This window comes from Shinella sp. (assembly GCF_052438155.1).
Classification (GTDB): Bacteria; Pseudomonadota; Alphaproteobacteria; order Rhizobiales; family Rhizobiaceae; genus Shinella.
Map to the genome: position 1 here is coordinate 23,464 of NZ_JBQVPI010000038.1, position 13,447 is coordinate 36,910.

At 59.2% G+C, this 13,447-nt stretch carries 11 protein-coding genes, 2 pseudogenes and 1 other annotated feature; of the genes and pseudogenes, 6 read left to right on the top strand and 7 right to left on the bottom strand.

The window, feature by feature from the left end; translation table 11 throughout:
• Positions 1 to 116 precede the first annotated feature (116 nt).
• The 3 genes from wecB to ACT6VE_RS31365 are packed head-to-tail and all read right to left on the bottom strand — an operon-like array spanning position 117 to position 4,111.
• Entirely contained in the window at positions 117 to 1,373 is a 1,257-nt protein-coding gene (gene wecB / locus ACT6VE_RS31355) for a non-hydrolyzing UDP-N-acetylglucosamine 2-epimerase (protein WP_444802170.1), read from the bottom strand.
• A 54-nt stretch (positions 1,374 to 1,427) separates the two neighbouring features.
• Positions 1,428 to 2,291, bottom strand: coding sequence for a CpsD/CapB family tyrosine-protein kinase (locus ACT6VE_RS31360; RefSeq protein WP_444802161.1), 864 nt, complete (start codon positions 2,289 to 2,291; stop codon positions 1,428 to 1,430).
• Complete coding sequence (locus ACT6VE_RS31365) at positions 2,228 to 4,111, bottom strand: Wzz/FepE/Etk N-terminal domain-containing protein (RefSeq protein WP_444802162.1); 1,884 nt, start codon at positions 4,109 to 4,111, stop codon at positions 2,228 to 2,230. Before ACT6VE_RS31365 ends, ACT6VE_RS31360 begins: the two co-directional genes overlap by 64 nt.
• Positions 4,112 to 4,207: 96 nt before the next feature.
• Here ACT6VE_RS31365 and ACT6VE_RS31370 point away from each other — a divergent pair, with 96 nt between their 5' ends.
• Both ACT6VE_RS31370 and ACT6VE_RS31375 read left to right on the top strand, forming a co-directional pair.
• Positions 4,208 to 5,128 (top strand): glycosyltransferase, encoded by a 921-nt coding sequence (locus ACT6VE_RS31370; RefSeq protein ID WP_444802163.1) that lies wholly within the window; start codon positions 4,208 to 4,210, stop codon positions 5,126 to 5,128.
• A 188-nt stretch (positions 5,129 to 5,316) separates the two neighbouring features.
• Positions 5,317 to 5,985: a sugar transferase gene (locus tag ACT6VE_RS31375; RefSeq protein ID WP_444802164.1), complete on the top strand. Its 669-nt coding sequence runs from the start codon at positions 5,317 to 5,319 to the stop codon at positions 5,983 to 5,985.
• Between the two features lie 96 nt (positions 5,986 to 6,081).
• On the opposite strand, the gene ACT6VE_RS31380 is transcribed toward ACT6VE_RS31375, so the two are convergent.
• The gene (locus tag ACT6VE_RS31380) at positions 6,082 to 6,840 is read right to left on the bottom strand and encodes a LuxR C-terminal-related transcriptional regulator (RefSeq protein ID WP_444802165.1); all 759 of its coding nucleotides are present in this window, start codon (positions 6,838 to 6,840) and stop codon (positions 6,082 to 6,084) included.
• 1,055 nt (positions 6,841 to 7,895) lie between these two features.
• Here ACT6VE_RS31380 and rfbC point away from each other — a divergent pair.
• Genes rfbC through rfbA form a run of 4 tightly spaced genes read left to right on the top strand, consistent with a single transcriptional unit; the run spans position 7,896 to position 11,327 of the window.
• On the top strand, positions 7,896 to 8,477 hold the full coding sequence (gene rfbC / locus ACT6VE_RS31385; RefSeq protein WP_444802166.1) for a dTDP-4-dehydrorhamnose 3,5-epimerase: 582 nt from the start codon (positions 7,896 to 7,898) through the stop codon (positions 8,475 to 8,477).
• A 2-nt stretch (positions 8,478 to 8,479) separates the two neighbouring features.
• Positions 8,480 to 9,538 (top strand): dTDP-glucose 4,6-dehydratase, encoded by a 1,059-nt coding sequence (rfbB, locus tag ACT6VE_RS31390; protein ID WP_444802167.1) that lies wholly within the window; start codon positions 8,480 to 8,482, stop codon positions 9,536 to 9,538.
• Positions 9,539 to 9,543: 5 nt separating this feature from the next.
• Positions 9,544 to 10,467 (top strand): dTDP-4-dehydrorhamnose reductase, encoded by a 924-nt coding sequence (gene rfbD / locus ACT6VE_RS31395; protein ID WP_444802171.1) that lies wholly within the window; start codon positions 9,544 to 9,546, stop codon positions 10,465 to 10,467.
• Positions 10,464 to 11,327 carry a glucose-1-phosphate thymidylyltransferase RfbA gene (gene rfbA / locus ACT6VE_RS31400; RefSeq protein ID WP_444802168.1) on the top strand — a complete coding sequence of 288 codons (864 nt, stop codon included), beginning with the start codon at positions 10,464 to 10,466 and terminating at the stop codon, positions 11,325 to 11,327. The genes rfbD and rfbA overlap by 4 nt, the downstream gene beginning before the upstream one ends.
• A gap of 105 nt (positions 11,328 to 11,432) precedes the next feature.
• Here rfbA and ACT6VE_RS31405 read toward each other — a convergent pair.
• From ACT6VE_RS31405 to ACT6VE_RS31415, 3 genes and pseudogenes are all read right to left on the bottom strand, one after another.
• A pseudogene (locus ACT6VE_RS31405) lies at positions 11,433 to 11,936 on the bottom strand (transposase).
• A gap of 45 nt (positions 11,937 to 11,981) precedes the next feature.
• A pseudogene (locus tag ACT6VE_RS31410) lies at positions 11,982 to 13,159 on the bottom strand (IS3 family transposase).
• Positions 12,816 to 12,932, bottom strand: a sequence feature (AL1L pseudoknot). Its footprint overlaps the pseudogene before it by 117 nt.
• 108 nt (positions 13,160 to 13,267) lie before the next feature.
• On the bottom strand, positions 13,268 to 13,447 hold a 180-nt coding region (locus tag ACT6VE_RS31415; RefSeq protein ID WP_444802169.1), incomplete at its 5' end, for a hypothetical protein.

Here is a 13,447-nt window from a genome sequence, read left to right on the forward strand (position 1 = left end):
TCCCGCAGGGAACGGCAGCACTCTCAACGTCAATAATGAGCGAAATTCAAGCGTTGGCCTTCCCCTCCTTCGGGCAGAGGGGAAGTACTTGCGCAATCACCCCGGTCTACCCGCTTTCATCCGGCCAGTGCGTTATCGACAACGCTGCCGTTGCGGACAAGCGCACCCGGATGGCCGATCTTTGGAACGGATCTGCCGTTAAGGACGATCGGCAGCGGAGCCACCGGCGCCAGGCCGGTGAATTCGGCCGGGCGATCAGCAAGGCCAAAGAAGTGCTCGATCGCCTGCGTTGACCGCTGAGCGGCCAGCCCGTCGCCATAGGGGTTCACTGCGCGGGCCATGCGGCGATAGGCATCGCCATCGCAAAGCAGTTCCGAGACGGCGTCCACGACGGCATCCTCGTCGGTGCCGATCAGCCGCGCCGTGCCCGCGGTCACCGCTTCGGGCCGCTCGGTGGTCTCGCGCAGCACCAGCACGGGCTTGCCGAATGTCGGCGCCTCCTCCTGCACGCCGCCGCTGTCGGTCAGGACCAACATGCAATCCCGCATCGCGCTCACGAAATCCCGGTAGTCGAGAGGCCGGGTTATCTTCACGTTTTCAAGCCCGGCAAGCGGCGGCAGAAGCACCTCCCTCACTGCCGGATTGAGATGGGCGGGAAGAAGGAAATTCATGTTCGGAAAGGCTTTCGCCAGCCGGGCGATGGCGCGCGCCGTTCGCGCCATAGGCTCGCCCCAGGATTCCCGGCGGTGGGCGGTGATCAGGATCGTCGGCCTGTCGAAAACGCCGTCGAGTTCCGGGTTGTCCGATACGCTGTTTCGCCCGGACACATGCAACAGGGCGTCGATTACGGTATTGCCGGTGACGACGATGTCGCTTTCGGCGATACCATCCCTCAAGAGATTGGCCCTGGCGGTCGATGTCGGCGCCAGATGTAGCATGGCGAGCTGACTCGTCAGCCGGCGATTGAGTTCCTCCGGGAAGGGATTGTCGCGATTGCCGGTCCGCAGGCCGGCCTCCAGATGGACGAGAGGAACCTTGTGGTAGAAGGCCGCGAGCCCCGCGGCAAAACAGGTGGTTGTATCGCCCTGCACCACGAGGGCATCCGGGTTCTCGCTCTCGATCACCGCTGAGACCCCGGCCAGGACACGAGACGTGATGCTCTCGAGTGTCTGCGACTGCGTGATGATGTTGAGGTCGAAATCCGGTTCGATCCCGAACAGATGGTTGACCTGATCGAGCATTTCCCGATGCTGGCCGGTTACCGCGACCACCGGCCGGCAGTACCGCGACTGTCTCAACGCATCGATCAGCGGGGCCATTTTCACCGCTTCGGGGCGGGTACCATACACAACCAATATCTTGAGCACGCGCATTTCCCCGTCATCGATGTTGATCACAATTCCCGCACTGCAAGGCCGGTGTCGCCGTCAATAGGCCGGGCCGTGGCGACACTTGTTGAGTACGACGCCGAGGACATTGGTTCTTTCGGCAAGCATCCGCTCGCAGGCGTCGATTTCCGCAAATGTGCTCTGTTCGGCCGCCGCGACGAGGATGACGCAGTCCACATTGGGGAGGAAGGCCAGTACGTCGTCATGGGTGAGCATTGACGTCATGTCGTAGAGCACCACATCGGCACGCAGGTCCTGAACCATCGTCTTGAGAGCCTTCGCCGCCGCCTCCCCCTGCAGGATCTCCGAGGCGAGCCGCGCCGGCCAAAGGTTCGCACCAATGGCAAGGTTCTTACCGCAGAGGCGTAGGGCATCGGCAATGTCGTATTCGCCCCTCAGAAAGAATTCCATCGATGGCGACGCGTCCATTTCGAGCAGAGACGCCAGGCCGGGATTTCTGAGGTCCAGATCCAGAAGGATCGTTCGCGTGTCCTCCAGTTCGGAAAGGCTGAGCGCCAGGTTCACGGCCACGAGGGATTTGCCGCAGCGCGGCATCGGGGAGGTAATGGCCACCGTCCGCCATCCGTTCTGCTTCAGCGTCTGCATAAGCTTTGTTCTGAGCAGATCGAATGCCGCGCAGGCCGGGTCGGACTTGTCTCCCGCGACGATCCCATGGTCGGCTCGTGTCTGCGGCGACAACCGGAATTCCCTGAGGGACGGCCAGGTATTGTCTTTCGAGAAGCTGGCGCGGGCGTCAGGCGCTTGTTCCCTACCCCGATCCGAATTGCGGATTTCCAGGGCTTCATGCAGGAAGGCAGGTCGAATCCCTATGCTCATAGCTAAGCCCCCCGCATCGTGAGATATGTCCGGCGCCAGCTCTCCCGCCAGGTGGCGGCGCGCCACGTCGAAGATGCAATCGACGGTTTCCTGCGTTTTCTACCGGCCGGCGCACTGATCACCGGAATGGTGGCCAGCGGCTCGACCTGAAGCAGATTGGTGATGTCCTGCGGCCTGCGCACGGTTCTGTTGAGCAGCTCCAGGAGAACGGCGAGCCCAATCCCAAGCCCCATGCCGACAGCGCCGCCACCGGCCACGAGCAGGCGACGCTTCGGCCCGGCGGCCTTCGTCGGCGCGATCGCCGCTTCGAGGAGCGAGAAGCGTTCGCTATCCGAACGGATTTCAAGCTGCTCGCCTGTCGATGCCTCGGCCTTCTGCGCGATTGCTGCATTATATTGCTTCTGCATGTTGTCGCGATTTCGCAGAAGCGCCGTCAGGCCTGCCTCGCTGATCGGCGCCTGCGCGACCGACAAGCGAAGTGCGGCAGTACGTTTGTCGATCATCGCTTTTTCCCCCGCTATCGCTTCCAACCGCTGGTCTATTTCCGACAGTTGCAGATCGAGCCCGAAGGGTGCGCTTTTTACGTTCTGAGCCTTCCCGTCGACCACGACCGGTTTGCGCACCGCCCGGATGCGTTTTTCGAGTTCGGCGATGCGGCTGTGCATGGCAACGATGATCGGGCTCTCGTCGCTGAACACCGTGAGCTGCTCGGAAAGCGCCTTGTTCAGATCAACGAGCAGTTGCTGGTCAGGGGTCAGTCGCTGCTCGATGCCCGGCAGTTGGTCGGTGCTGGTATAGGCGGCAACGAGGGCGCCTCGCTTGCTTCGGAGCTCGGATGCCTCGCGTTCCAGTGACGCCTGCCGGTCCTGCCGGCTAAGCAATTCGCTTCGGTAAAAGTCGAGGCTCTCGGGGAGCGACTCCCTGTTGTCTTTCTTGAATTGAAGGATTTCGCCTTCGAGCTGCTTGAGTACACGGTCGAGCGCCATCGCCTTCTGGTCGAAGAATTCCAGCGTGCTGCTCGCACGGATGGTTCTTTCCCGCTGGTTCTTCGACAGAACCAGCCCGACGAGCTCGTTGGTGACTTTCGCCGCGAGAGCAGGGGTTTCCGCGTCGAAGGAGACCGCGTAGATCGCCACGCGCTGAGCCGGATCCTGAGCGTCCAGCTGCACTTGCCTGAAATCGATACGCGACCTCATGTCGGCCACGATGTCTTCATCCGACGGGGTTTCCGGGCTTGCGGCGTAGATGTCGAGCCTGGAGGCAAGGGCCACGAGCGCATCATGCGTCGTCATCTCCTGCTGCAGGATCAGGAGCTGGGCCGTTGCGCCCATCGGCACCGTGGATTTCGCGAGATCCGTCGGGATCTGCGGCGCTTCGACAAGCAGCTTGGCCGATGCCGTGTAAACCGGCTTCTGCAACCGAACGACCACAACCGCCGCCAGGAGAGCGACAAGGGTGACCAACAGCACGAGAGGCAATCTGCGCCTGACGATCGAGAAATAGAAGCCGAAATCCAGGTTATGCATTGAAGACAACCTATCCTGACGCAAGCGAAGTTCGTGGCATCTTCGAGTGGCGACCGTTTGCGGGATAGATGGCCGTTCGGCGTTGCGGCTTTGCCGCTCATGATCTTCCGTCATGATTTCGGTGAGCTGTGTGGCGGGAGTAGGCTCATGCCCTACGCCCGAGGGATGGCTCGATGCTCCGATGGCATGCACTTTCGGGTGCTCAGGGACGGCGCGGCATTCAACCCGCGAGACGAAAATCGATACCGGATAGGCGGGTGGCGTCAAATCGGCGGACGGGGACAATACGCCGCCGCCGCCGCCCCTCCCCTTTCCGTTGAGCGCCGGTTGCCTGCCCGTTCCAATCTCAGCCCCTTGCATGTCTTCCCCTCGCAGCTACGCGGCAGCATGCTGCAGCGCATGAACGAGTGGTGCGGACGGACAAAAGCGTCCGCGGCGCGAGGAACGGGAAACGAGATGCAGCCGCAGCTCACAGTCATAATTCCGCATCTCAACGAGCCGGAAGGCAACCTTCGGCGTTGCCTTCTCGCGCTTGACGCGCAGAACGCCCCGCATCTCAGGCTGCAGATCATCGTTGTCGACAACGGGTCCGTGGCGCTTCCGTCCGCGGCATGCGCGAGCATTCCCGACGTCCTTCTCGAGCGGGAGGCAACGCCGGGCCCGGGGCCTGCCCGCAACCGGGGTGCGATGCTAGCGAAATCCGATCTCCTGGCCTTCGTCGATGCCGATTGCGTCGTCGAGCCGGGCTGGGCCCAAATGATCGTTCACACGATGAACAGCCGCCCGGACGTCGACGTCATCGGCGGCGACATCGGAATCCTTATGGCCGATCCCGCCCATCCGACTGCGATCGAGGCCTATGAGAGCATCTACAGCTACCGCGTGCGGCTCTATGTCGAGCGGCATGGATATGCCGCCACCGGCAACATGGCCGTGCGGGCTTCGGTGTTCCGGCATGTCGGCCCCTTCGGCGGGATCGCTACGATGGAGGACACGGCGTGGGGGCAGCGGGCGACGGCACTGGCCTTCAAGACCGTTTTTCTGCCGGAAGCAAAGGTGCTTACGCCATCATGCAGGTCCTTCGGCGAGCTTGTACGCCGATGGGACCGCCATGTGGCGCACCAGTTCGCTGATTGGCGGCGCGGCCAGTCTACCCGGTTGCGGTGGTTTGCGGCTTGCCTCGCGGTCGCGGGCTCTCCCCTGTTCGAGGCTTTCCGCATTTTCGCAAGCGAGAGGATCTCGGGCCTGCAAAACCGCCTGCTTGCCCTCGCCTGCCTCACGCGGGTTCGCCTGTACCGCGCCAGGCGCATGCTTGACGTCGCACGCCGCGACCGGGCGGCATCGCTTTTGGAAAGCTGGAACCGGGAAGGTCTCTGACTTCATTCGGCCCGGCCGTCCATGTATATATCGACAAATATGTAGATCAAATTATCTATATAAAATAAAACACAAGAATATATAAGTATTAATTAAGAATTGACATAAATAACAAACCCAATAACCCTGAGAATATTTCGCTTAACGCGACATTTATTGGTCGCGCCATGAAACGTTGGAGGCGTAAATTGGCAGACATACTTCTATACGGGCCAGACAGAGAGCCAGAACTCTCTGCAATCCGGGAAAAACACCCCCTATATCACTTTATAAAGAGGGCATTCGATCTCTCAGCCGTCCTGATGATCGCGCCGGTCGCCTTGCTTGCAATAGGCATTCTGGCTCTGCTTGTCCGCGTGGACGGGAGCAGCGCATTCTATCGCCAGCCTCGTATCGGCATGGGCGGCAAGACATTCATGTTGTGGAAGCTGCGGACCATGGTGCCACATGCTGAACGCAAGCTGGAGAGTTACCTAGCCGCTCATCCGCAGGCTCGGCTCGCATGGAACCAGAGCCAGAAATTACGGGACGACCCCAGGATCACGGTCATAGGCCGCTACCTGCGTAAATACTCGCTCGACGAACTGCCGCAGCTGCTGAATGTCCTGCTCGGCGACATGAGTCTTGTCGGCCCAAGGCCGATACTGCCCGAGCAACGCCAACTCTATGAAGGAACGGCTTATTATCGACTGCGCCCGGGCCTGACTGGCCTTTGGCAAATCGGCAAACGCAACGAAGCGACGTTTGCGGAGCGTGCAGTCATAGATACCGAGTACTTTCACAAGATGTCTCTTCTCACGGACATCTGGATTCTCTCGAAAACCCCCATCGTCGTCGTGAAGGGCACGGGTGTCTGATAGCACCCATGCCCCCCTGAAGCTCAGGCCCCGACGCACCTTCGCGCGGGAGACGGCCTGTTGGGACCGGAACGATCCGGTTCCGCGTTCATCAGCTCAAGCCTCGAGCGGAAACAGCTCGTTGAGCTTGTAGGCAACCTCGGTGCGATTGGTCGCGTTCATCTTCTTCATGATGTTTCTTATGTGCACCTTGACGGTGCTCTCACGAAGATTGAGTTCGTAGGCGATGATTTTGTTGGCCTTGCCGCGACGCACGGCATTTGCCACTTCGATCTGCCGGGCCGTGAACATGCTGTCGAGCAGCCGCACGGGTGGCGCTTCTGCCTCCAGCATTTGACGCGCGGCGAGTACGCTGCTTGCAGGCAGGAAAACTCCGCCGGCCAAGGACAAGGCGATGGCCTCCAGACAGACATCGATTGTCACGGATGATGGAATGTAACTCTTCGCGCCGTATTCGAGCGCCTTCATGATCTGCAGGAGGTCCGCGGAATCCGCAAGAAGGATTACCGGCACCCGGAATTCCTCGGTAAGGGCTCTTACGTTTTCGGCCACGACCGGATTGTCGGCGTTATCGCCGCCAATGTTGAAGAGTATTGCAGCAAGCGGCGGAACCTCATCCCTCAGGGATTTCCAGTGTTCTGCCGACGTAACCGCGATAAACTCCAATCCGCTCTTGTGAGATCCCAGGCATTTCGCCAGGCATTGCCCATCCAGCGACCTGCGATCCAGTATCATTATCGATTTTTCTCGGTCCGATATTCCAATCGAGATTTGCCGTCCATTAGAATCCGAGAAATCCGCAAAGCTAGAGCCGGGAAATTCTTTCCCCCCCATGTATGCCTGTGTCGATGCCATGACCACAATACTCCATGTCAAGACGGTTAGTCTTCTCTTTTGACTTCTAAATCGACGAAATTTTTACATCATCGGTGCGCACGCCAAGCTCCCCCAAACCGAGCTCGGCAGCCGAATAAACCGCATCTTTAAAGATGGCGCCCAATAATGTATGACTAATATATCGTAAATCTTTCAACCTGCATAGCTATTTTGTACGACTCTGCATGAGTGCTTAATTGCAAAGGATAATAGCCAATCGCCGTAGACATTTTTAATTAGTTTTCATCCGCCCACACTCAAATAACAACCGGGAAAAAGCCAACGAATAGTCGGTCAATTCTTAGACTTTTCCTTTCATGTTGGAAAAATAGTTTTAAAACTCTTGAGAGAGAGCCTTTATGTTTTCTAGTTGTACAAGAGAATAATTGGAAATTTTCTGTATATCGCCTAATTTTAGGATAATGAAATTTAGCAAAATGCAGGATTTATATTATAAAAAGGTATGCAGAACATTTCTCTGTCCCGAAACTGTCCCAAATAATTACATTTTGCGCTTGAACTCGGCAATCGCGCAGGCTCTTTCCACGCCCTTGGAACGATCATTCTCGGGAGGATTCACCTCTCCAAAATGCGCCAACAAGCAGACGGTGGCGAGGTTGGCGACCGATTTAACGCCAGTGAACCGAGCCGCGGCGCTTGCGTTCAGCCGCGATGATGACCGGCGGGCCTGCTGCATAGGGTCCGACAGAGCTTGCGGCGGGCGCCCAAGCCGCCCGTATCAACCAGGCCGATCGGTAGCCAGGGATATCCGCTTTGGCCGGCTTGAAGGCCACCGCAACCAATAACCACTTCAAGAGCCAAAAGACGGCCATCGCGCGCGCGACGTCGCCGGTCCGAAGCCCGACGGGGGATTTCTCACGGCTTCGGACGTAGGAGCGTCAGGTGCAAACGCCGATGACTACGCCTTTTGTACTTGGTCCGACGCTTTGCATCGACATTGTTTGTAAAACCGTGAACGTTAGTCTCGAATGAGTTGCGGCCCTTTCCGGTGATAGAAATATCGCGGGGGGCCCATGACACAACTTGAACGGCTTGCCATTGCAGACATTGTGAAGATCGTGCCGACCCGGCACGGTGACGACAGGGGTTATTTCTCGGAGGTGTTCAAGGACGCCTGGTTCCGGGAGAACGTCGCGGACGTCGCCTTCGTGCAGGACAACCAGTCACTCTCCGCCGCGAAGGGAACGGTGCGAGGACTGCACTTTCAGCTAGAACCCTTCGCCCAGGGCAAGCTCGTCCATTGCATCAGAGGTACGGTTTTCGACGTCGCGGTCGATATACGCCATGGATCGCCGACCTTCGGCCAATGGGCAGGCGCCGAGCTCTCGGGCGGGAACGGTGCCCAACTCTGGATCCCGGCCGGCTTTGCGCACGGCTTCGTGACGCTCGAGGCGCACACGATCGTTCACTACAAGGTCACCGCGCCCTATAGCGCGCAGCACGACCGTGGTCTGCTCTGGAACGATGCCGATATCGGCATCGTATGGCCGATCGAGGAGCTAGAGGCCGTCTTGTCGGAAAAGGACAAGGCTCAGCCATCGCTGGCAGATCTTCCGCCTTCCTTCGCATTTTCGCCGTTTCTGGAGAGGGCCTGACAATGCGCGTTCTTGTCACCGGCGGCGCCGGTTTCATCGGTTCGGCTCTCATCCGTCACCTGGTGCGCGAGGTTGGCGTCGAGGTGCTCAATGTCGACAAGTTAACCTATGCCGGCAATCTCGCCTCGCTGAAGGATGTCGAAAACGCACCGAACTACCGTTTCCTCAAGGCGGATATCTGCGCCAAATCTATCATGACTGAAGTCTTCGACAGTTTCCGGCCCGATCGTGTGATGCACCTTGCCGCCGAGAGCCACGTCGATCGCTCGATCAACGCAGCCGGCACCTTCATCGAAACCAATGTGGTGGGCACCTTCACCCTGCTCGAGGCCGCACGAGCCCACTGGAACGGCCTGCCCGCTTCCGCACGGGAACGTTTCCGCTTCGTGCATGTCTCGACCGATGAGGTCTACGGTTCTCTCGGCGATCGGGGCCTTTTCCATGAAGGTACGCCCTACGACCCCTCCTCGCCTTATTCGGCGTCGAAGGCGGCAAGCGACCATCTGGCCATCGCCTGGCAGCGGACGTACGGGCTTCCGGTCATTGTATCGAATTGCTCGAACAATTACGGGCCTTACCATTTTCCGGAAAAACTCATCCCCCTCATCATTCTCAATGCCCTCGAAGGAAAGCCGCTGCCGGTTTATGGCAAGGGTGCGAATATCCGGGACTGGCTCTATGTCGAGGATCACGCCCGCGCACTCCATCTCATCGCCGAAAGGGGCCGCCCGGGCGAAAAATACAATGTCGGCGGCCGCAACGAGCGGCGCAATATCGACGTGGTCAGGCGCATCTGCCAGATCATGGATGCGATGCGGCCGAAAGACAGTCCGCATGAACGACTGATCACCTATGTCGATGACCGGCCCGGCCACGACGCCCGCTACGCCATCGATGCGACACGCCTTGAAAGCGAGCTTGGCTGGAAGGCACAGGAGAAATTCGAGAGCGGCATCGAGAAGACCATCGCCTGGTTTCTCGACAACGAGTGGTGGTGGCGGCCGTTGCGTAAAACCGTCTATCCCGGCGAGCGCCTCGGCATGCTGGAAAGGCGGGCGTGAGCGCGATGCGGATCGTCGTCACCGGCAAGGAAGGTCAAATCGCGCGGTCCATCGCGGCCCTCGGCCCGCGCATGGGTGTCGAGATCGTTACCGTCGGCCGGCCGGAGCTCGACCTTGCGGCGCCAGGCAGTGTAATGCCCGCGCTCGCGGCCGTACGTCCGGATGCGATCGTGTCAGCCGCCGCCTACACCATGGTCGACAAGGCGGAGACGGAGCGGGATCTCGCCTTCGCCATCAACGGCATCGGCGCCGGCGCCGTGGCCGAGGCGGCTGCCCGCCTTGGCGTGCCGCTGCTCCACCTCTCCACGGACTATGTGTTCGACGGCCGCAAGCCAGCGCCCTACGTCGAGACCGATCCGGCTCAGCCGATTTGCATCTACGGCGCGTCAAAGCTGGACGGCGAGCGCCGCGCGGCCGCGGCCGCCAGCGATCTCGCGATCTTTCGCACAGCCTGGGTCTATTCGCCCTATGGCGTCAATTTTCTCAAAACCATGCTCAGGCTCGGAGAAACGCGCGACAAGCTCGTCGTCGTCGCCGACCAGCAGGGGTGTCCTACCTCCGCCGAGGATATCGCCGGCGCCCTGATCCTGGCGGCGCGGCGGATGGTCGAGGATCGCGACGGCAGGTATCGCGGCATTTTTCACCTGACAGGCGCCGGCGAAGCCAGCTGGGCGGAGTTCGCGCGTGAGATCTTTAGCGCGGCGGAGACTTGCGGCCACAGCCCTGTCGAGGTCATCCCGATCACCTCGGACCAATATCCCTCACCGGTCACGCGGCCGGCAAATTCCAGGCTTTCAGGCGAAAAGCTCACGCACATTTACGGCATCGCGCTACCGGACTGGCGGACGTCGACCCGCAAGGTGGTTGACACGCTTCTCGGATGGAAGCGCACGCAGCCACGAAGCGCTCACTCTGGGGAACGGCAATGAAAGGCATCATTCTGGCCGGAGGCAACGGCACTCGACTGCATCCGATGACCATGGCGATCAGCAAGCAGATCCTGCCGATCTATGACAAGCCGATGATCTATTACCCGCTGACAACCCTGATGCTGGCGGGTATTCGCGATATCCTGGTCATTTCGACACCGCACGACATGCCGCATTTCCAGAAGCTGCTGGGCGATGGCTCGCAATGGGGGTTGCAGCTTTCCTACGCCATCCAGCCTAGACCCGAGGGCCTTGCGCAGGCCTTCGTGATCGGCGCGGATTTCGTCGGCCACTCGAATTGCTGCCTTATCCTCGGCGACAACATCTTCTTCGGGCATGGCCTTCCCAAACTCCTGACCGATGCAAGCGCCAACACTACGGGTGGCACGGTCTTCGCCTATCACGTCGTCGATCCGGAGCGCTATGGCGTGGTCGAGTTCGACAGGGAGATGAATGCAGTTTCCATAGAGGAAAAACCGAAGGTGCCGAAATCCAACTGGGCTGTTTCGGGTCTTTATTTCTATGATCCCGGCGTGGTGGAGATCGCAGCCAACCTGAAGCCCTCGGACCGAGGCGAATACGAGATTACGGATATCAACCGCCACTATCTGGAACGCGGCAAGCTCAGAGTATCGATCATGGGACGCGGCTATGCCTGGCTCGACACCGGCACGCCAGAGAGCCTGCTCGAAGCAGGTGATTTCGTGCGCACACTCGAAAAACGCCAGGGCTTCAAGATCGCCTGCCCGGAAGAAGTCGCGCTCGGCCAGGGCTTCATTTCATCCACGGAATTCGAGAAACAGGCCGAGCGATACGGCAAGAGCGACTACGGCAATTATCTGAGGCGACTGCTTCAGTAGCAAGGACGGCCGGAGCCGGGGCTTCGGATCTATTTTGAACCGCGCCAAGTTTGCCGGAGGCCATTTCGTTTAAGTTATGCGGTGACATAGCTAAGGTTTAAATTCTCAAATTTTGACCCATTCGTTGAACATCCTCAAGAGATTGCTTGCTGGCCTGTGGTTGAAGCGCCATTCGCACTCTTTGAGGAAGGGATGGAAGTGAACTTTGGGGATGCCGTTATAGTGCCGCAGGTGGCGTTTGGCCTGGCTCCAGAAGTTTTCGATGCCGTTGATATGGTTGCGATCGGAGGCGAAAGCTTCGGAGTGATTGATCCGTTCGTGGTGGAACTCGGAGATATCCAGCGCGTCGTAAGACGCTCAAACTGTCGGTGACCTTGCGCCGCCGAAGTAGCTCTCATCGACCTCAATCTCGCCTTCGAGAAAGGGGGCTTGACGGGCAAGGTTCTCGACAATCACTTCACGCAGTTTGTGGGAAAACAGGATCACCGTATTCCGGTTCACCCCGACAAGATGAGCCGCAGTGCGGGCCGGAACGCCCGCAACAAAATGCACGATCAACGCCTGTTGAACGACCGGAAGCAGCCTGCTTTTGCGCCTGACCCTATCGATCTGACAAAAACAGCCTTCATCTACTATCTATGTCAGCCCCTTAAGTTATGCGGCCATGGCTGGTGCGTCCAACATGGCGTAGTATTGCTCCTCGGCTTTGGCTGGCGAGATGTTTCCGATTGGTTCCAGAAGCCGTCGGTGGTTGAACCCGTCGACCCATTCCAGGGTGACTAACTACACCGTTTCGCAGCTCCTCCATGGTCCAAGCCGATGAATGATCTCGGCCTTGTAGAGGCCGTTGATCGTTTCGGCGAGAGCGTTGTCGTAGCTGTCACCGACGGACGCTTGCGACGGATAGCTCGATGCCTGCTTCGGCCAGACGTGCGGAATACCGAATGGACACGTATTGAACGCCCCTGTCCGAGTGATGCATGAGGCCGCCGCCATGAACGGGCCGCCGATCATGGAGTGCCTGTTCAAGAGCATCAAGGACGAAGCCCGCATGTGTAGTTCGGCTCACCCGCCAGCCAACGATGCGGCGAGCGAAGGCGTCGATGACGAAGGCCACCTAGACGAAGTCCTGCCAAGTGGCAACATAGGTGAAGTCAGAAACCCACAGCCTGTTTGGCGCAGGCGCTTTGAACTGGCGGTTCACACGGTCCAGTGGCTCGGAGCCGTTTTGTCCGGTAACGTCGTGCGTATCGGCTTTCCACGAATGATGCCTTGCAGGCTCATCGACCTCATAAGCCGGGCGACAGTGCAGCGGACAACGTCAAAGCCTTAACGCTTCAATTGCTGCCAGACCTTCCGAACGCCATAGACGCGGAAGTTCTGCTCGAAGACACGACGTATCTCGATCTTCAGGCTGATATCGCTGCGGGCGCGGATCGACAGGCGATCCACATCCAGTCGCTTGGCGGCGTTCTCGTAATAGGTTGAAGGGGCAATCGGCAGCAGCCTGCAGATAAGCTCGACCCCGAACACGCCGCAGTGCTCGTCGATGAACGAGATCATCGTTTGAAGGGGCGATCGAGCTCCGCCATCGCGAAATAGGCAGAGGCCTTGCGCAGAATCTCGTTGGCCTGGCGAAGCTCGCGATTCTCCCGCTCAAGAGCCTTCATCTTCTCCGCAACATCGCTCGGCAAGCCTGCTCGCTTACCACTGCCGACTTCTGCCTTCTTCACCCATTCACGCAGCGTCGCTGGCAAGCAGCCGATCTTGGCCGCGATAGATGAAACGGCAGGCCAACGCGACGAGTGCTCGGATTCGTGATCGAGAACCATGCGGATGGCACGCTCACGCACTTCAGGTGAGAATTTGTTCTTTGCTTGATCATATCGGCTCCACTTTCTCAGAAGTAAGAGCCTCCGGCAAACCCGGTGCGGTTCGCCTCACGCCGCCAGGGTTTTGGCGAGCTGTGAGCCGGCCTGGATTTCGATCACGGTCGGCACCTTGCGGGTGGCCGACGCCTTGAGTTCGCTTTCCAGCTCCGCAAGCGAGGCCGGGCGCGAGGCTTCGCAGCCGAGTGCCTTGGCGAGGCCGACGAAGTCCGGGGTGAAGATATCGACGCC

Excerpts from the sequence above, each read along its gene's own strand:
- wecB (WP_444802170.1), bottom strand. The coding sequence starts at position 1,373 with ATGCGCGTGCTCAAGATATTGGTTGTGTATGGTACCCGCCCCGAAGCG.
- ACT6VE_RS31365 (WP_444802162.1), bottom strand. The coding sequence starts at position 4,111 with ATGCAAGGGGCTGAGATTGGAACGGGCAGGCAACCGGCGCTCAACGGA.
- ACT6VE_RS31370 (WP_444802163.1), top strand. The coding sequence starts at position 4,208 with ATGCAGCCGCAGCTCACAGTCATAATTCCGCATCTCAACGAGCCGGAA.
- ACT6VE_RS31380 (WP_444802165.1), bottom strand. The coding sequence starts at position 6,840 with ATGGCATCGACACAGGCATACATGGGGGGGAAAGAATTTCCCGGCTCT.
- rfbC (WP_444802166.1), top strand. The coding sequence starts at position 7,896 with ATGACACAACTTGAACGGCTTGCCATTGCAGACATTGTGAAGATCGTG.
- rfbB (WP_444802167.1), top strand. The coding sequence starts at position 8,480 with ATGCGCGTTCTTGTCACCGGCGGCGCCGGTTTCATCGGTTCGGCTCTC.
- rfbD (WP_444802171.1), top strand. The coding sequence starts at position 9,544 with ATGCGGATCGTCGTCACCGGCAAGGAAGGTCAAATCGCGCGGTCCATC.
- rfbA (WP_444802168.1), top strand. The coding sequence starts at position 10,464 with ATGAAAGGCATCATTCTGGCCGGAGGCAACGGCACTCGACTGCATCCG.